The 20,127-nt window shown below is 44.1% G+C and carries 12 protein-coding genes; 9 read left to right on the top strand and 3 right to left on the bottom strand.

Annotated features, from left to right (window positions below; translation table 11 throughout):
• Positions 1-52 precede the first annotated feature (52 nt).
• From MHM99_RS08755 to MHM99_RS08745, 3 genes are all read left to right on the top strand, one after another.
• Positions 53-2,800, top strand: a complete 2,748-nt coding sequence (locus MHM99_RS08755) for an insulinase family protein (RefSeq protein WP_239219017.1) — start codon at positions 53-55, stop codon at positions 2,798-2,800.
• Between the two features lie 225 nt (positions 2,801-3,025).
• Positions 3,026-7,579 carry an EAL domain-containing protein gene (locus tag MHM99_RS08750; protein ID WP_239219015.1) on the top strand — a complete coding sequence of 1,518 codons (4,554 nt, stop codon included), beginning with the start codon at positions 3,026-3,028 and terminating at the stop codon, positions 7,577-7,579.
• 300 nt (positions 7,580-7,879) lie between these two features.
• Positions 7,880-8,047, top strand: coding sequence for a hypothetical protein (locus tag MHM99_RS08745; protein ID WP_168532690.1), 168 nt, complete (start codon positions 7,880-7,882; stop codon positions 8,045-8,047).
• Between the two features lie 100 nt (positions 8,048-8,147).
• Here MHM99_RS08745 and MHM99_RS08740 read toward each other — a convergent pair whose 3' ends face one another.
• The 3 genes from MHM99_RS08740 to fadI all read right to left on the bottom strand — a co-directional run bounded on the left by MHM99_RS08740 (position 8,148) and on the right by fadI (position 12,024).
• Complete coding sequence (locus MHM99_RS08740) at positions 8,148-8,345, bottom strand: hypothetical protein (RefSeq protein ID WP_136780893.1); 198 nt, start codon at positions 8,343-8,345, stop codon at positions 8,148-8,150.
• A gap of 207 nt (positions 8,346-8,552) precedes the next feature.
• Positions 8,553-10,694 carry a fatty acid oxidation complex subunit alpha FadJ gene (fadJ, locus tag MHM99_RS08735; protein ID WP_239219071.1) on the bottom strand — a complete coding sequence of 714 codons (2,142 nt, stop codon included), beginning with the start codon at positions 10,692-10,694 and terminating at the stop codon, positions 8,553-8,555.
• A 19-nt stretch (positions 10,695-10,713) separates the two neighbouring features.
• The gene (fadI, locus tag MHM99_RS08730) at positions 10,714-12,024 is read right to left on the bottom strand and encodes an acetyl-CoA C-acyltransferase FadI (protein WP_187446097.1); all 1,311 of its coding nucleotides are present in this window, start codon (positions 12,022-12,024) and stop codon (positions 10,714-10,716) included.
• A gap of 429 nt (positions 12,025-12,453) precedes the next feature.
• On the opposite strand from fadI, the gene MHM99_RS08725 reads away from it, so the two are divergent.
• Genes MHM99_RS08725 through MHM99_RS08700 form a run of 6 tightly spaced genes read left to right on the top strand, consistent with a single transcriptional unit; the run spans position 12,454 to position 19,994 of the window.
• Positions 12,454-13,410 (top strand): MoxR family ATPase, encoded by a 957-nt coding sequence (locus MHM99_RS08725; RefSeq protein ID WP_014948808.1) that lies wholly within the window; start codon positions 12,454-12,456, stop codon positions 13,408-13,410.
• A gap of 3 nt (positions 13,411-13,413) precedes the next feature.
• Positions 13,414-14,388 (top strand): DUF58 domain-containing protein, encoded by a 975-nt coding sequence (locus tag MHM99_RS08720; protein ID WP_049585850.1) that lies wholly within the window; start codon positions 13,414-13,416, stop codon positions 14,386-14,388.
• Entirely contained in the window at positions 14,388-15,050 is a 663-nt protein-coding gene (locus tag MHM99_RS08715; protein WP_239219013.1) for a DUF4381 domain-containing protein, read from the top strand. Before MHM99_RS08720 ends, MHM99_RS08715 begins: the two co-directional genes overlap by 1 nt.
• Complete coding sequence (locus MHM99_RS08710; RefSeq protein WP_239219011.1) at positions 15,043-16,119, top strand: VWA domain-containing protein; 1,077 nt, start codon at positions 15,043-15,045, stop codon at positions 16,117-16,119. Before MHM99_RS08715 ends, MHM99_RS08710 begins: the two co-directional genes overlap by 8 nt.
• Positions 16,119-18,173, top strand: coding sequence for a VWA domain-containing protein (locus MHM99_RS08705; protein ID WP_239219009.1), 2,055 nt, complete (start codon positions 16,119-16,121; stop codon positions 18,171-18,173). Before MHM99_RS08710 ends, MHM99_RS08705 begins: the two co-directional genes overlap by 1 nt.
• Positions 18,174-19,994 (top strand): BatD family protein, encoded by a 1,821-nt coding sequence (locus MHM99_RS08700; RefSeq protein ID WP_239219007.1) that lies wholly within the window; start codon positions 18,174-18,176, stop codon positions 19,992-19,994.
• The last annotated feature ends 133 nt before the right edge of the window (positions 19,995-20,127 follow it).

Here is a 20,127-nt window from a genome sequence, read left to right as displayed (position 1 = left end):
CTCTTTATAGACGCTCCAGCAGTAAGGTGCTCTTGACCAAAAACGAGACAATGTGAACAACACCATAAATTTAGAAAACGCACATCACGTTACTTTACCTAATGGGTTGCGTGCCATGTTATGTCACACGCCAGAAGCGAGTGAATCTTTTGTTTCAATGGCGGTAAGAGCCGGACACTTTTATGACCCAAACGATTGCCAAGGGTTAGCCCATCTTCTTGAACACATGCTTTTTATGGGTAGCCGTCATTTGCCCAAACCCAATGCTATAAATGGATTCATTGAGCAACACGGCGGCACAATCAACGCGTGGACAGGTACCGAGTACACAAATTACCATTTTAATTGCAGCGGTGACGCTATTGCGCAAACATTGCCTGCATTTGCAGATATGCTTAGGCAACCCTTATTTGAAGAAGACGCACTAACCAACGAAATAAAGAACATTCATGCTGAATTTGAGTTTAAGAAAAAAGACGACCTTCGCCGCCTTTATCAAATTCATAAAGAGACATGTAATCCAGAACATCCTTTTGCAAAATTTTCTGTAGGCAATTGCGATACCTTTTCTCAACACGAATGTACAGAGCTTAAACGGCGCCTAAAGGCACTGCACCAATCGTATTACTGTGCGCTTAATATGCGCTTGTGCATAGCCAGTCCTATGCCAATACGTCAACTCGAGGCGTTAGTGAATCAGTGTTTTGGGACATTGCCAAGTGGACAGTTAGCCTCTGACGACTGGCCTTCGCTTTACACAGAAAATGAACTGGGCATTCAAATCAACATTCATCCGCTGCAATCTGCTAGACGTATGATAGTGACATTTGCCCTCCCCGCTTTACAGAACGACTACAAAACCAAACCGCTGAACTACATCAGCCATTTGATTGGTGACGAAGGTGAAGGAAGCCTACTTGCCTATTTAAAAGAAAAAGATTGGGCGTTAAACCTGATAGCGGGCTCTGGCATAGAAGGCGATAAATTTAAAGATTTTAATGTGAGCTTTCAGCTTACCCAGGAAGGCCTTAAACACAAAGCGCAGGTGTTAGAGGCACTATTTAGCTACATCGAATTAATTAGAGAAGCATCGACTGAAGAGTGGCGCTTTCACGAAAAGTCGCAGCTAAACGCGCTGGCTTTAGAGTACGAAGAAAATGTGAAGCCGCTTGGGATCATAACTGAGTATGCACAGCATCAATTTATATTCGAACCTGACGAATTAAATAGACTTCGCTCTACTATTGGTAGTTATGACAGAAGCATAATTGAGCATGCTCTGTCCTTTTTCACGCCCAAGAACCTTCGTTTAAAGGTTATATCAAAAGATGTTAAAACCACTCAGGTTTGCGCATTTTATGAGGCTGAATATAGCGTTGAAGACATCGACGATGCGCTAATACATTCACTTGAAAGCGCAAAGAAAATTCCAGAATTGTGTCTTCCCCCACCCAACCCTTATTTGGCGAGCGAATACACGCTTATCCTCCCTGAAACGGGGTTTAGTGTTCCAAATAGGTTGGTAGATAATGGTGGCTATCGATTTTGGTTCGCTCAAGACCAACAATTCCATAGCCCTAAAGGCGATATTTATATCTCTTTCGACGCAGCTCAGTTTTCAGACTCTTTGACCTCTGTTGCGGCCAAGCGAATTTGGCTCGGCGCACTTAACGATCATCTCCAAGCTAAATACTACCGAGCTGAAATAGCTGGACTTCACTATCGGATTTATGGGCATCAAGCTGGGTTTACCCTACACACCCGCGGTTTTACGAATCAGCAGACATTGTTAGCAAGTCAACTTCTTGACGCCGTTCTCGGTTTTATTCCTGACGAAAGAGCCTTTGAACATCACAAAGCACTTCAAATTCAAAGCCTTCATAATTCACTGTTAAATAAGCCGACTAACCGTTTATTCTCTCGCTTAAGTGTTCTTATTCAACGCAACACGCAAGCGCCAGTTGAATTGTTAGACGTGATAGAAAACATCTCTTATAACGAGATGCTAGGCTGTCGCAGTGCAGCCTTTGAGCATTATTTTGTAGAGGCATTTATGCATGGCAACTGGGCAAGCGAAGAAGCAAAGGCATTTTCGACGTCGCTTCATAGCCATTGCAAAAATGCAGGGGGAGCTCCCCTTTCTCGTGCCGTATCTAAGCTGCCTGTGGGCGGAACTCTTTATCACGAGGTGTTGTGTAATCACGATGACTCTGCGGTCGTACTTTATTTACAAGCACCTTCTCCTAGCCTCACCGACACCGCATTATGTATGGTTCTTGAACAGATGCTGGCAGCACCGTTCTTCAATTCGTTAAGAACAGAACAGCAATTGGGATACATAGTCGGTACAGGCTATGTACCACATAATCAACACCCCGGAATGGCATTTTACATACAAAGCCCGCAATGCAGTCCAAAGCAGTTGCTAGATGCAATGACCGCCTTTTTGTTCCAGCAACTCAATGAAATAGAGTTCTATCGTTTTTATTGGCCTACTATCCAACAAAACCTCATTAAGCAGTTAGAAGAGAGAGACCTTACTCTTTCGATGAAGTCACAGCGTTTATGGGTAAGTTTGGGTACGCAAGATTTAGAGTTTAATAGAAATGCAAAGCTTGCTGAAAGGATCAAAGGCTTGAGTTTCGAAGAGATTCAAGACTTCGCGCATCAACTCGCTAAACGAGAGCGCTGCGGGGAATTGGTGCTGTTCTCTCGTGGAAAATTTGAGAGTATTCCCACGCAAGAAAAACGAACGATTAACAGTATTTCTGAATTCAAAAAAGAAATTCCTTACTACTAACGCTGCATTGTAGGCACGTGCCACGGTCGTTAAGATTTTAATCAATCTGCCGATACCCAGTGGTATTCGCAGACAAGGTTGGTTAATAAGTAAACCATCATTCTTGTTATTACTAAAAAGTCCTTGTAGAGGCTTAGTTAATTCGGCATATTTATTATTCTGGCTGTTAGGGATGCCGCCAGTGAAATAAAAAAATAATAAATGGCGTATGCCAAAGGTGTGTAGGTGCGCTCAACCCTAATTTATTCAATTTCTCTTCTTTTGTTGGCTTTGTCAGGAATTCTTTTTTCTTCTGCAAAGGCGATAGAGGTTTCTGATCTTCATTTCAATGAGCTAAATAAACAGCAAGGACTCTCTGACACTGCGGTATTGGATATCGTTGAAGACAATAAAGGATATATTTGGATCGCGACCTCCAATGGTTTAAATCGCTATTCTGGTTATGAGGTGAAGCAATACCACCCTTCAGATGTTGACCACAATTCACTTCCGTCCGGCTATACTCAAAATCTATTCTTAGATTCTCATGGCGAGTTATGGGTGGGAACACAAGCAGGTCTTGCCAAGTATCAACCTGAAAGCGACAACTTCAAAGTTTTCAATAGAGAAAATAGTGTAATTAAAGTTGATTTTATTACTGGCATCGGAGAATCGTACGATGGTGACATTCTATTCGCTGATCTGAAGTTTCTTTACAAGTTATCGAAAGAGAGTCATCAAATTGAGGTTGTAAAACAGATACACAAAGACCAGAGTTTTATAAAGGTCATTTATGATGAAGCGAACCGCACCTGGTTAGGTTCAAATGAGTTTGGGCTTTCGCTTATAGACAAGGCTGACGAGTCACTTTATTCCGCAACAAAAGTAAATCCATGGGGAATCAACTTGGATGTTCGTTCTCTTCACGACATCAAAGTAATCAACGGTAACTATTGGCTTGCAACCAATGAGGGCATCTATGTCATAGCTGCTTCGGGTAAAATACTTCAACATTTTAAAGACGCATTCACTTCTAAGTCTGATGAAGCGCTTAATACCCTAACAATCTATGAGAAAGATGACGACATCTGGATTGGCACTCAAGCAGGCCTATTCATATTTAGTGATGCAGCAACGTCAGAGATAAATGGCAGCTTCCAGCCGAGGGTCATCTACCTTGATCACGACAATCAAGAGCTGACAGGCTTGCCTACAGCAACAATCATGAACCTAGTAACAGATAGAGTCGGTGGTATCTGGGTTACGACAATAAAGAGCGGTGCATTTAGGTATCACCCAGACTACGCTACAACTAGGTATAAATCTGTTTTTAATTCTTCGAGCTTATCCGAGGATGACTACTCCTCAATATGGGGCTTTGCAGAAGACTCCGCCAACGACATATATGTTGTTTCTCAACAAAGAGGACTTGGCGTTATTAATAGCTCTAGCGGAGAAGTAAAGTTCTCAGAAACCTTCTCTGATTTTGCGAACTCAATAACTTACTGGGATGTTGAAATAGATACCAAAGGTACATTCTGGGTTGCATCCTCTAATGGCATCTATGTTTTGAGGCAGGTGGAAGGAAAGCTTCAATTAATAGATCATGTGTTCGAAGGGTTATTTATCGATTTTCTCTATACTAAAGGGGACGAAGTTTGGATCTGGGAGGATACACAGGGACCGGTAAAACTATCTCTTGGTTATGATTCGTCTAAAGCATCTGTTGAGCCAATAAAAATAGAGATAGACTCATCTCGTTTAGTTCCGATCTATAAAGATAATGATAATCGACTTTGGCTGAGAAGCGAGTCAGGTGTAAGTATATACTCGCTGAAGAACAGGGAGTTGATCAAAAACTTAGATCAGAGCAATGGTTTCGATTCACTCGTTTACGGCGTTTACGAAACACCAGACTCATACTGGTTAACTACTCGCTCGAAAGGAATTTTGCAGGTCGACAAGCATTCTCTTGAATTTGTCAAAAGGCAAGTTCGTACAGAAAACTCTGGGCTAATAATATCATCCGTAGGTATCGATAACAGTATTTGGTATGCAGATACTACGGGAGTTCACCAAATCAAACTTCCCGAACTTGAAGAAGTAAGTTCGGTTCCAAACTCAGAGCTTAACTACAATTCTTTAGGCGAGAGCTCAGCTTTCGCATCCTCAGAAAAAACTATCTATTTTGGTGGGATGACTGGTTACAACATAATAACGAGTAAGAAAACTAGCTCAAAAGATGATTTGACGAAAACACTTATCCCAGAGCTTTCTGAATTAAAAGTTTTTGGGGTATCTAACAATAGGTCAAATGTAATTCAGAGGGAAAGCAGTGGCGAAACAAGTTATTTCTCATCGGCACAAAATATAGGAACTAAAAAGTCGATTGCGCTAGATTACAATGAGTCTAGATTCAGCATATCTTTCAATTTACTCAACTCTGTTTACCCGCAACACGTGGTTTACCGATATCGGTTAATCGGTTTTGACGACAACTGGATTGATAATGGAGACGACAGAGTTGCTCAATTTAATAATATAAGCTTTGGAAACTACGTTTTCGAGGTACAAGCAAAAGCGCCAGGAAGGTTGTGGTCTGACAGCAGAAATCTTTCAGTTCAAATCGCAAGACCACCTTGGCTTCATACTGTTGCTATTGTTTTTTATTGTATTGTCGCATTCGCTATTTTTGCATTCATCGTTCGCCAATATCAGATAAGGAAGGCAAACCAGCTTGCCATTAAAGAGTCCGAAGAACGCCTTAAACTGACGCTATGGAGTTCTGGAGATGAGCTGTGGGACTGGGACGTATACAGAGGCCAAGTTTACCGTGCAAATACGTGGGGCACACTTGATTTTCCACAAGATGATATACGCACTACAGGCGCTTACGATGCAAACATTCATCCTAACGACGTAAACCGTGTTAAAACTGCCCTAAGAGACCATCTTGAAGGTAATAGCGACTTCTACGAGCTTGCATACCGCGCAAAGACATTTAAGAATCAGTGGATTTGGATACTTGACCGCGGAAAAGTGGTTGAAAGAGACCACAATGCTCAGCCGGTACGAATGACTGGTACGCTTAAGAATATTCATCACTTAAAAGAAGCTGAAGAGCAGCTGAATCTATTTAAGCGTTCAATTGAGAATATTTCTGAAGGTGTATTCATAACTAATACGCAATTTAAATTCATAAGTGTAAACAATGCATATTGCGGTTACACCGGCGAGACCCGCGATCAAGCGTTAGCAAGCTATATGCACTTCCATCTATATCCAGACGCGTTTACCGAAGAAATTAAGAAAACGCTAAAAGCAAAAGGTAACTGGTCAGGTGAAGTAGAAAGTGTGCGAGTGAACGGCGAGCGCTATGAAATGGAATTAAATATAGACGCCGTCCATGACGATGACGGAAAAATAAGCCATTTTGTAGGCGTATTTAGTGATATCACGTCAAGAAAAAGTACTGAAAAAGAACTATTGAAACTAGCTAATACTGACCCGCTCACAGAGCTTCCGAATCGTTCGTTCTTCCAAGCTAGCCACCAGAACTTGGTGCGGAAAGGAGCACAACATACTCTGCTCTGTTTAGATATGGATAACTTTAAGAAAATAAACGATTCTTTAGGCCACCAAACGGGCGATATATTAATTAAACAAATAGCAAAGCGCTTACAGAGAATTACGGGTAAGAGTGCGACCTGCTATCGTTTAGGTGGTGATGAATTTAGTGTGTTAATGGAAGACAATGCCGATATCCACACGGTAACGCATTACGCACAGAACCTATTAGACACATTATCTCGCCCCTTTATCATTAATAAGCAAGAGTTTGTATTGGGTGCCAGTATTGGAATCGCATTCTTCCCTGACGACGGCACTTCTCCCCAAGAAATGCTGAAAAACGCCGACACAGCCATGTATTTCGCTAAAAACAATGGCGGTAACAGCTATCAGTTCTTTAGCGGAGAGATGAATCAAAACGCCGTTAGGCAACTGCAAATTGAAAACCTTATAAGACAAGGTATTAAAGATGACTTGTTTACGGTTTACTACCAGCCGAAAGTAGATATAGCCTCAGGTAAGCTAGTTAGCATGGAAGCTTTGGTGCGCTTTGAGCACCCCCAAAAGGGCATAGTAAGCCCTGGGCAATTTATCCCTCTGGCAGAGCAAACAGGCCAGATTATAGAAATTGGTGAACAAGTGCTAAGAAAGGCTTGTGCAGATACCAAACGCTGGGTAAACCAAGGTTTGTTTAGTGGTCGTGTAGCTGTGAATATATCTGCGAAGCAGTTCGAATTACCTGACTTAGACGACAGAATAAACAAGATTTTAAGCGATATCGGTTTGTCACCACTACATTTAGAGTGCGAAATAACTGAAGGTACGCTAATGGAAAGTCCTGAAAACGGCCTTCAAATGATGACTCGCCTTCGCGAAAGAGGCATTCACCTAGCGCTAGACGATTTCGGTACAGGTTACTCGTCCCTAGCCTACTTAAAGCGATTCCCGCTAAACACGCTAAAAATTGACAAAGCATTTATTGACGATATTGCAAAAAGTAATGTAGATCGTCATATGGCGGCTGCCATTATAAATATCGCCCACAATTTAGGCTTAAAAGTTGTAGCGGAAGGCGTTGAAGAAGAAGCTCAGCTAGATATTTTACGTCGCTACGATTGTGAGATGTTGCAAGGCTTCTTATACAGCCGACCATTAAATGCAGAGCGCTTCGAGAAGCTTCTCACCGAGAATCAAAAGCTTCATACGCTGCTTGGCCACTCTAACTTTTAATAGCCCTTACCTTTTACTTGCGTATAGGGCGCGTGCTTTCCCCTGCCTAATGCCGCTCATTGCAGCTTTAGGCAAAGTCATGCCTATTCAACCTTAGTTTATTAGACTTTAGTGCCATTAAAATGGCGCTTGTGAACATCGACAATCCTCCGCATTAAAACGAAAAGCTAACCACTTGATTATATTGGATATTTTAAAAAACATTATTTTTGGCACACATTTAGCTAAGTATTAGATACCGATGACAAATATAAAAAATCGGTTTTGTTTGTTCGTTCAAAATAATCAGAGGAAATTAACATGTTAAAAGAGTACGCAGTTGCACTAGTACTTTCTACCGCTACCCCAGTTGCTGCCGACAAGCAAGAAGGCGCTAAACAAGCTCCTGAGTCGCAAAAAGAGACAGTAACTCAACCACAAACAGTTCGCCCTAAGACGGGTGGTGGCGGTTACGGTATTGGTCTTTAAGAGATACCTTAGAATTTCCAAAAAAAGAGAGCAACGCTCTCTTTTTTTATACCTGTATTTTACGCCACACTTACTTATTTCAGCAGACCGCTAGGAAAGACTACGCAGCAATGTAAAGGTTATTAAACCCCACCGCATTGCGCCAATGTATATGGCGAGAGATTGAGAACATGGGCAGTAAGATTGGACCTAACACAAAACCCGCTATCGCCCACTTTTTCGCGCTCATTCCCCATTTAAACGCTTCTACATAAAAATATAGAGAAAAGATAACGCTTAATACTACGAGTGAAATCACACTGCCTCCGCCTGTTTGACCTAGTTACGTGGGGTTACTTGTCCCCATCAATTATTCAATTTAACTTACTGATAATTGACGCCAACAATTTGACACGTTCATTTTTTAACCGCAGGAATTCTACCCAAAATAGAACAATAAACCAGCAAAAATACCCATTAGACATAAAAAAACCGGGCAATGCCCGGCTTTTAACATTTTATAAACTTAGCTGTAAAACTTTTGATCGTTTTCTGCCATTTTTACTAACACTTCAGCAGGTGCAAATTTATCACCTACAGCAGTAGCATAATGGTTTAAACGAGCAACAACGTGTTTAATTCCCAGTGTATCCATATAGCGGAACGGGCCGCCTAAGAATGGAGGGAAACCAATACCGAAGATAGCGCCAATGTCGCCGTCGCGGGCATTACGGATAACGCCTTCGTCTAAACAGCGCGCTGCTTCATTAAGCATCATTAATACACAGCGTTCAGCAACTTCTTTTTCGCTTAACTTAGCAGAAGGTGAAAGACCCAGTAGTTCGTAGATTGACTCGTCCACTTCTTTACCTGATTTTTTGCCTTCATAAGAATAAAACCCTTTTTGGTTTTTCTTACCCTTTCTGCCGTCTGCAAGTACTTTATCGAAAGCACTTGGCGCAGTGAAGCGCTCGCCGAACGCCTCTACAAGGAATGGGATGATCTTGGTGCCAACGTCAATGCCCACTTCATCAAGTAGTTTCACAGGACCTACAGGGAAACCTAACTTAACCAACGATTTATCGATATGCTCAATAGGCTCACCGTCAAGAATAAGGTTTGCCGCTTCATTCATGTAAGGTGCCAAAATACGGTTTACGTAGAAACCCGCACCGTCTTTAACAACAACCGGTGTTTTGCCTTGCTTTTTAGCAAATTCAACCGTCGATGAAATGACTTGGTCAGACGTTTTATCGTGAGCAATTACTTCGGCCAAAGGCATTTTGTCTACTGGAGAGAAGTAATGCAGACCAATCACGTTTTCAGGACGTGCTGCTTTAGCTGCAATTTGTGTAATTGGAATAGACGACGTATTAGACGCGAAGATCGTGCTTTCTTTGCAGTTCTCTTCAATATCCGCCACCATTTTCTGCTTAAGGTCTAGATCTTCGAAAACCGCCTCAACCACGATATCAGCATCTTGGTAGCCGCTATAATCTAGCGTACCGGTAAGAAGCGCTAACTGTTTCTGCATTTCACTATTGCGCATGAAACGCTTCTTCACCTTTTTATTTAAGATGTCATAGCTATATTTCATTGCATTGGCAATGCCTTCAGCACGCACGTCTTTAATACGGACAGGTACACCGGCTTTGGTCGACGTTACATAGGCGATACCACCACCCATTAAACCACCGCCAAGCACACCGACTTTCTTCATTTTTTCAGGTTTAACACCTTCAACGCCGTTTTCTTTCTTCATTTCTGTCGTAGCGAAGAAAATCTGACGTAACTGGAAAGATTCCGGCGTCATAACAAGCTTACCAAAGGCTTCAGCCTCGGCTTTAAGCCCCGCTTTCATCCCTTCGTTCATGCCCGTTTCAATTACATCAATAATGTAACCTGGCGCTGGATAATTACCTTTGGTTTTGGCAAATGTCGCTTCGCGCGCTTTTTTGAACATCATGTTACGGCCCGGGCCGGTCTTCTCTAACACTTTGTCCATTACGCTCTTCTGCGGCGCTTCACGTTCTGGTTTGCGTTTAAGCGCAAATTGCTCAGCTACCTTTAGCAAAACGCTGTGAGGGACCACATCATCTACAATACCGTACTTTTTAGCTTGCTTAGCGCGTGCTGGAGACCCAGTAAGCATCATTTTCATCGCTTGCTGAATGCCGATTAGGCGAGGAAGGCGCTGAGTACCACCACTGCCTGGCAACAAGCCAAGCTGCACTTCCGGTAGACCTACCTGAGTACTAGGTGAATCGGTACATACACGGTAGTGACACGCTAATGCTAGCTCTAAACCACCGCCTAACGCTGGGCCGTGAATAGCCGCAACGAAGGTAGCCTTCATGTTCTCAATTCTATCGAAAATGGCTTGACCGCCAGCGGCTATGGTTGTGGCATCTTCCGCAGTTTTACACGCTGCTAGCATGGTGATATCGGCACCTGCTACGAATGAGCTTGGCTTGCCGCTTGTTAACACCACACCTTTGATGCTGCTGTCGCGTTCAATATCATCAAGCATGGCAGATATCTCATCGCCAAACTCAGCTTTAAGCGTATTCATGCTCTCGCCAGGTACGTCCATGCTAAGAATAGCAACGCCATTATCTTGCTTAGTTAACGTAAATGCGCCTGATGTTGGCTGAACTTCATTTGTCATTTCTTGTTCCTGACTCATATTATTCTGTCTCCACAATCATTGCGGCACCAAGACCACCCGCAGCACATGCAGTAAGAAGGCCTGTACCACCGCCACGGCGATTTAGTTCGTTAAGCATTTGCGTAATCATGCGTGTACCGGTTGCAGCAAACGGGTGACCATAAGCAATTGAACTACCCATTACGTTGAATTTGTCCATATCAATTTCGCCCGTCGCTTTGTCGCGGCCAAGTTTCTCTTTAGCGAACTTGTCACTTGCGAACATCTTAACGTTTGCCAAGGTTTGCGCTGCGAACGCTTCGTGCATTTCAATCAGCGTTAGGTCGTTTAGCGTCATGCCTGCGCGGTCTAGCGCAATTGGTGTCGCGTACGACGGTCCCATTAACATGTCTTCCCAAACATCAATTGCCGAAAACGCGTAGCTCTTAATGTAACCAAGCGGCGTATAACCTAGCTCTTTCGCTCGGCTTTCTGTCATCATAAGCACTGCAGAGGCGCCATCGGTAAGCGGTGTAGCGTTTGCAGCTGTTACCGAGCCGTACTTTTTATCGAATACTGGGCGAAGTTTCGCGTAGCCTTCAAGCTTAGAATCGAAACGTACGTTGTTATCGCGCTCAAGCGCACCTTTATACGGTTCAGCATAAGCGGTCATCACTTCGCTAGACAGCTTGCCTGCTTCCCAGCTTTCAGCGGCTAGGCTGTGCGAGCGGTGTGCGAGCTTGTCTTGTTCTTCACGAGATATTTGATGCGTTTTCGCCATTTGCTCTGCCGTTTGTCCCATCGACAAACCGGTTGAGTACTCTGCTACCGCAGGAGGAACAGGCGCTAGGTCTTTTAAGCTTAAACGCTTGAAGATGTTTAGCTTTTGGCCAAGGGTCTTGGTTTTCTGTAAATCAACCAGCGCACGCGCTAAATTCTTAGAAACCCCAATAGGTGATACCGACGTTGAATCAGCACCACCAGCAATACCTACTTGTACCGTACCAGCCATCATGCTTTCTGCGATGTTAACCGTAGATTGAAAACTCGTCGCACATGCGCGAGATACGCTGTAAGCGTCGGTATAAATATTCATGCCCGTGCCAAGCACGATTTCGCGCGCAATGTTTGGCGCTTCAGGCATTTGTACTACTTGACCGTAGACAACCTGGTCAACCCATTCTTTTTGAACACCATGGCGAACGAGAAGTTCGTTTACGACCATTTTACCTAGATCAACAGCCGGAACACCGTGGAAATATGTAGCCATTTTCGCAAACGGAGTACGCAACCCCGCGACAATGGCGATGCGATCACCCTCTCGGGTAGTAACTGATTGTTTTGTTGCCATAATGCACCTAAATTAATGACCGACTTCCGTTTGAGCTTATCGCCCCAAAGTGGTCTGACCTGTAATAAACCCGATTTTTACAAACAATGAACAAAATAGCAAATAATGCAGGGTTAAGGGCAATATAAATGAAACTAAAGTTTGCCCTGTTTACAAATTTTGACCGTTTTATGCTATCGAAATTTAAAAAGCTTGCTTTGCATCCAACCGCATATCGCATTTTTATTACTGTTTGACGACTTGAAGAAAGATAGAATGAACCTTATATGGAAATGAAAGTCTGTTTTGTGTCATTGTGACGGGCTAGAGCTATCTAAATTAATATGTAATTTACTTTTTAGCTAAGCGATCACTTTGTAAGGTATTTAATAAATCTATCGTTCAAATGACACTTTCTGATAACGAGAACTCAAACGGAAATTTTGCATTATGGCAGCAGCGCAATTTCAACAGTTACACGCTTATTTAGACCAGCAGATTATTGGTCAGCACGCGTTAACCAAAAGCCTTCTTATCGCTCTTTTGGCCGACGGCCACCTTTTGGTAGAAGGTCCTCCTGGGCTTGCAAAAACACGCGCAATAAATGCACTTGCTAATGGTATTGACGGCGACTTTCATCGCGTACAATTTACCCCTGACCTCTTGCCTGCCGACTTAACCGGTACAGACATATACCGCCCCGAAACCGGTGAGTTTGTTTTTCAAAAAGGGCCGCTTTTTCATAACTTAGTGCTAGCCGACGAAATCAACCGCGCACCAGCAAAAGTGCAATCGGCTTTGCTTGAGGCCATGGCGGAACGTCAAATTACGGTAGGCAGTAAAACCTACCCTCTTCCTCCGCTATTTTTAGTAATGGCAACGCAAAACCCGCTAGAACAGGAAGGAACTTATCCACTACCTGAAGCACAGCTAGACCGATTCTTAATGCACGTGGACATCGATTATCCTGGCGCCGAGACAGAATTAGAGATATTGCGTTTAACGCGAGGTGAAGCCCTCTCAGAACCGCCTGTTACGCCACCAACGCTAACTCAAGACGATATTTTTACGTCGCGTAAAGAAGCGTTGTCTTTGTATATGGCGCCTGAGTTAGAACAGTATTTAGTTCAATTGATTATGGCCACACGTCAGCCTGCAAATTTTGACGCGGAATTAGGCCAGTGGATAGCGATGGGAACAAGCCCTCGAGCAACCATCAGTCTAGATCGCTGTGCACGCGCTCACGCATGGCTTAGCGGCAGAGATTTTGTTGGCCCTGATGATATTCAAGCTGTGGTTCACAACGTGCTTCGCCACCGCATTATTCTGTCATATCAAGCCGAGGCTGAAGGCGTAACGATTAACGACGTACTTGATAAGATTGTTGCAACTGTCGCAGTCCCTTAAGCTATGGTGAATGTACAAGCGCAGCTAAACAAGCTGCAAAGTAATGGCGTCTCGTTGTCTACAGCAGAATTATTACGCTACCAGCAGTTAGCTAAGCTGTTTAGTTTGGCGCCTAAACGTATGCCACAAGCTAAACTTGCTGGAAGTTATCTCACCAAGCACAAAGGCCGAGGCATGGAGTTTGATGAGGCCCGGCATTATCAGCCCGGTGATGATATTCGCGCTATTGATTGGCGCGTTACTGCGCGCACGGGTAAAACTCACACTAAAGTGTATCGGGAAGAGCGAGAGCGCCCGGTTTTTCTATTCTGTGACTACCTACCTTCAATGGCATTTGGCACGCAGCTGCTTACTAAAGCGGTGCAAGCCGCGCATGTATCTTCATTAATAAGCTGGTCTGCTGCCGCTCGTGGCGATAAAGTTGGCGCACTGGTATTTAATCAGCAACAGCACAAAGAAATTAAACCACTAACTCGCAAAAAGGCCGTGTTGCACGTGTGTCATGAACTTATGGCATTGCACGAACAGAGCGCGCAATCTGAGCCGGACAAAGACCAAGACGAACAAGCTTTTGCCGATGCGTGTGCTAGGGCAAGACGACTAGCAAGGCCGGGGAGCCTGGTTTATCTCGTGTCAGACTTTCAGCATTTAAGTACCCAAGCTATTCAACACTTGAGTCACTTAACACGACACTGTGAAGTAAGGGCTATCGTAATTAACGATCCAATAGAACACGCCTTGCCACAAACCAGTTCACTACAAACCGTCAGCGTTTCTGATGGCCGAAACCAACAACGCTGGGTGTTAGGCGACAATACCGAGCAACAGCAATATCAAAAATGGCGCAGTGAACACAACAGCGCGATTTATAGCACCTTGCGCAAAAACAATATCGCTCGATTCAGTGTTTCAGCGGGTCTTCCCCTAGACGAACAGCTTCAAAGTATGCAACAAGAACAAAGGTTGGAGCTTAATTAATGCAGAGCAGTATTCTTTCAACCCATTTTTTATCAAGCTTTCTATCTAGTTACACAAAATCAGCTGCTCAATCGATGCCGCCGGCAAATCAAATGCCAGTGCCCCCTCAGCAGCAAGACCCACTTGCTCAACTGCGCGATATACACGTACCTACAGAGGTCAACATTTGGCCATTAGATTGGGGTTGGTGGGTCGCAATCGCAGTATTTTTACTTGCCCTATTTTGCCTATATAAAGCGATCACTGCTCACATACGTCACAATAAGGCACGTAAGCAAGCTTTAGCCTTACTTGAATCGATTTCAGCACAACAAAGCAATTGGCCCGTAGCGTTAAACTCAATTCTAAAACGCACGGCGATGAGCTATTACCCAACTCAGCAAGTGGCTGGGTTATATGGTAAACAGTGGCAAGCGTTCTTAACCTCTGCATTGAAAAGTAGTGATAGCAAACTTGAAAGTGATTTAGGTTTGTTAGTAAGCAATGTTTATCAAGCCACCCCCACCCCTAGTGATTTTGAAACCTGCAAGAGGGCAGTAAAAAACTGGCTTTCAAAAGCCAAACTGCCAAAAAACAAGGGGGCTTACGGCGATGTGAATGATGGCGGTCTAAACGATGGTAGCCCTCATGATAAACAAGCCAAGGAGCCGCATCATGCTTAATTTTGCTTGGTGGTGGGTCTTTTTTGTACTCCCCTTGCCTATTATCGTACGCCTGCTTTCTAAAAAAGCACAAGACATGCCTATGGCTGCATTGCGGGTTCCTAATTTGCGACCTGGCGATGTGTCAGAGCAAACCCAGTTGAAACAAACCAAAATACCGCTGTTGGTAAGTAGCTTGATATGGCTGCTGCTAGTGACGGCTGCCGCACGCCCTCAATGGTTAGGAGAGCCTGTCAGCATACCGAATGAAGGTCGAGAAATGATGTTAGCGGTGGATTTATCTGGCAGTATGAAGATAGATGACATGCAGCTAAATGGCCGACAAGTTAACCGTTTAACCATGACTAAGTCGGTGGTTTATGAATTTATTCAGCGTCGCGTTGGCGACAGAATTGGCCTTATCTTATTTGCCGATACCGCGTACGTTCAAGCGCCGCTTACCTATGACAGAGATACCGTTTCTACACTTCTGAGTGAAGCTGTCATTGGGTTGGTTGGCGAACAGACGGCTATTGGCGATGCGATAGGTTTAGCGGTGAAGCGCTTTGACGAACGGGAAGAGTCTAATAACGTATTAATTCTTCTTACCGATGGGCAAAATACTGCAGGGAATATTACACCTGAGCAGGCGAAAGAGTTGGCGATTAGTAAGGGTGTGAAGGTTTACACTATAGGTGTGGGCGCAGATAAAATGCTGATCCAGAGCTTTTTCGGCAGCCGACAAATAAACCCATCGCAAGAACTTGATGAAGGCATGTTAACCGACATTGCGACTAGCTCTGGCGGCCAATATTTTAGGGCTCGAAATGCCCAGGAACTTCAAGCTATTTATCAACAACTTGACGCGCTTGAGCCTATTGAAGGTGAAACGCGTAAGATGCGTCCATTGAGCGCACTGTTTTACTATCCCCTTGGTGCGGCAATATTACTGTCAGCACTATGGGCATTCTTGACGGTTCTTTTATCAACATTTCGTTGGTTCGCACAAAGACGAATTAACTCGTCCCAGCAACCCCCGAACTCAGCTGATTCAATACAAGCAGCTCAAATAAATAGGGAGACGAAGTAATGGAATTCGACTTCTTAAACCAATTTCATTTTTTACGCCCCAAATTGTTTATCGCACTCGTTCCCCTGATGCTGCTTGTGCTTTTAATTAGAAAAACCACGGCTAAGCAATCTGGCTGGCAATCTGTGATCCCTTCTCACCTATATCAATACATGGTGATTGGAAAAAACGAAATGGGCGCAAAACCTCCAATGTGGATGCTTGCTCTTGTGTGGATTATAAGTGTGATAGCACTCGCTGGCCCAACATGGGAACGCCTGCCGCAGCCGGTTTACCAGTTGAAAATGGGACACGTTATAGTCATAGATATGTCGCTTTCAATGCGCGCTACCGATATGACGCCAGACAGGCTAACTCGCGCTAAATATAAAGCGATAGACCTAGTCAACGCTATTGGTGAAGGTGAAATGGGCTTGGTTGCTTACGCTGGCGATGCGTTTGTCATTAGCCCCTTAACCGAAGACGCAGGAAATATCACAACCCTAATCCCTAGCCTGTCACCGGAAATTATGCCCGTTCCGGGCAGCGACCCTCTCCTAGGTATAGAGAGTGCGTCAGAGCTTCTCACGAATGCCGGATATAACTCAGGCATGATCTACTGGATTACTGACGGAATAGAGTTAGAACAACAACAAGAGCTTCAAGAGTATGTGGCTTCTATTCCTTTTACAGTAAATGCACTTACCGTTGGGACATCTGAAGGCGCGCCTATCCGCCAGCAAAGCGGCGAGCTATTAAAAGACTTCACCGGCAGCATCGTTATACCCAAGTTAAACGAAGGCGCAGTGAAAGGCGTGGTTAAAACGAGCGGCGGACGCTTTGAATCCTTTACATCAAACGACACCGACATTGATGCCCTCGCCTCGGTATCTCTGCTTGATAAAAGCGACAGCGAAGAGAACGAAGAAGAGAGTAATTTACAAGGAGACCAGTGGAAAGAAGTTGGACCTTACTTGCTACTTATACTTCTTCCATTTGCCGCCTTTGCATTCAAACGCGGGTTAGTTTTCATCGTGTTGGTGGGTTTACTTAGCCCCTCTATGATTAAAAACGCCCATGCTTTGCAACGTGCCCAACCCTCAGAAATTGCTGGCACGTCACAAGGCATAGGCGCACCAGAAGATACTCTAGAGATGGCAAATAAACCTGATTCACTCTCATGGTGGCAAACGCCATTTATGAATGACAACCAAGAAGCATTAAACAGCTATCAAAGAGGCAAGTACAAAGACGCCGTTAATCAGTTTAATGACGACACTTGGAAAGCATCATCACTTTATAAATCAGGTGACTACGAAGGTGCATTAAATGCCTTCAAAAGCATTCCTGGTGCCGAGAGTCTATACAATCAAGGCAATTCACTGGCAAAACTCGGTAAACTTGAAGACGCTATTAAGAAATATGAGCAGGCGTTGAGCGAAGCCCCCGATTTCGACGATGCAAGAACCAACAAAAAGATTGTCGAGGATTTGCTGAAGCAGCAGCAACAGCAAAATCAGGATCAAAACCAGAACGAAAATGGCGATGATGGCGAACAGAGTGACTCGCAGGATAATGGCCAAGATAGCTCTGATAACTCTGATAATTCTGATAACTCTGATAACAACAGGCAATCAGGTGACCAGGACAATCAGGAAGGTTCAAACGAGCAGAATGGTCAGCAAGACGATAATAAGGGTCAACAGTCTGACCAAAGCCAAGCTAACGATGAACAGCAAAATGGCGGAGATAACTCACAACAGCCTGATGATTCCGAGATGAACAGTCAGAACGAGTCATCAGACTCTCAGCAGCAAAATGCAGAACAGGAAGAGTCTGATCAAGGTAACAGCGCGCAAGCACAAAAAGACGAACAACAAGCAGAGCAGGAAGCACAGGCAATGCAAGGTCAAGAAACAGAGCTTACCGACGCAGAAAAAGAAGAGCTGCAGCGAATGGAGAGTTTAATGCGCCGCGTGCCGGACGACCCTGCATTCCTACTAAAACGAAAAATGCAATTAGAAGCACAAAAACGTCAGCGTCAACGTATGCCTTCAAACCGGAGTGATTGGTAGATGAGAGCCTTATTACAGTCTACACGTATAGTTTTTTTATTAACCCTACTCTTAAGTACGGCGGCTTATGCCGATGTAAATTCGCTGGAAGCCACCATTGATAGAAACCCTGTCATGTTGGATGAAGCCATTCGCTTAACGGTTACCGCAGACGGCAGCGCGGACAGAGATGCATTCGACAGCTCTCCCCTGCTTAAAGACTTTGTGGTCGGAAGAACATCAGTAAGTAGCCAAACCTCAATTGTCAATTTCGACACCAAGCGCACCACCGTTTGGACCACTACGTTATTTCCTCGTAAGGAAGGCACGTTCACCATTCCTTCATTAACCATTGAAGGTAAATCAACCAAGCCTATTCAAGTTAAAGTAATACCAGTTCAAGAACAAAGTAATGTCGCACGAGACTATTTTGTTACCACTGACATCGACGTAAAAGAGGCCTATTTAAATCAACAGCTGCTTTACACGGTTAAGCTGTTTCTTTCTAGCAATATTGAGCGCGGCAGCCTACAAGCGCCAGAAATGCAAAATGCGGAAATCACCCAGCTAGGAGAAGATAAACAGTATACAGATATCGTAAACGGTAGAAGGTATCAGATTATAGAGCGTCAATTTGCCGTTGTGCCTCAAGCATCCGGTGAATTCACGCTAAGAGGCCCTATTTTCACTGGCGAAGTTATGGCTGCCAATACTAACCAACGTTTTGGCTTCTTCAACCGCACCCAGCAAATCAATCGGGTTGGGCCCGACATTACGGTGAACATTAAGCCCATTCCTCAGGGGATAGATTACCCTTGGTTGCCTTCTGAAATGGTGCGAGTGGATGAAGAATGGCCACAAGGTGATAGTTTTGTAGCAGGTGAACCAGTCACTCGTATTGTTACGCTAACCGCATTGGGCGTAGTAGAAGAGCAGCTTCCTGATATTCCTGAGTTTTATCCGCCAAACTTTAAGCTGTATCCTGATCAATCTAATACTACGACAGTCGAAAAAGACCAGAGCTTAATTTCACAGCGCCAAACGTCGCTGGCGATCATTCCAACGCAGCCAGGTAACTTTGTCTTACCTGAAATTACTATCCCTTGGTTTAATACGCTTACTCAGCAAACTGAGTATGCCACTATTCCCGCTCGTTCAATTACGGTAACGCCAGCATCTGGCGCAAATAATGCCAATACTCCGAATAGCTTAGACACTCCATCAATGAGTAGTGCAAGCAATGAAGATATTCAAAACGATATACCGTCAACTGCAACACAGCCTAACGCTAGTGCTAGCAATGAGGATAAACCATTAGACAGCGCTTCAGGTGAAGTCAATACTGACGAAAATACCCAGCTTAATTGGATGGTAACAGGAGCACTACTTGTACTGTTCGTCATAGCGCTTACAGGATGGTTAGTTACCTACAGAAAGCTTAAACAGGCTCAGTTTATGGGACCTGGGATCACTCACAGAACCGGCTCTGCACAGCGCCCCCACTCTCATGCGCAGTGGGATGAAAAAGCACAGTTTCAAAACCTTATGTCAGTAATAAAGGCAAAGGACACACGTTTACTTACGTCTGCTCTTAAGCAGTGGATAAACGCGTTAACTTCGGGTAAAGCGCAACTTTCGCAGTTTGAAGGAATCAACGCTAGTGTTAATGAGCTTTATGCACTGCGCTTTTCAGCCAATAAAGCTGACGCTAACACCCAATCTAAACAGGTCATGAAAGCTTTAGATAAACTTTCACATGAAGCTAAGCTTGCCCGCAGCGAATGGAAGCAAAAAAGTGAAGGGAACAATAACACGCTATCTGCCTTATATCCTGCTTCATAAAACGCATTTCATTTGCCAATACACTATAATTTGCGTAATGAAAGCCCTTGCAACTAGCTAAATCACAGTGACAAGGGCTTCGTAACAGAAATGATTGCGTTCGAGAAACAGTCGAGCCTTTGAGCCTTATTGT

It is taken from the genome of Alteromonas sp. MmMcT2-2 (genome assembly GCF_022348305.1).
Classification (GTDB): Bacteria; Pseudomonadota; Gammaproteobacteria; order Enterobacterales; family Alteromonadaceae; genus Alteromonas; species Alteromonas macleodii.
This window is presented reverse-complemented; position numbering and strand designations above follow the sequence as displayed.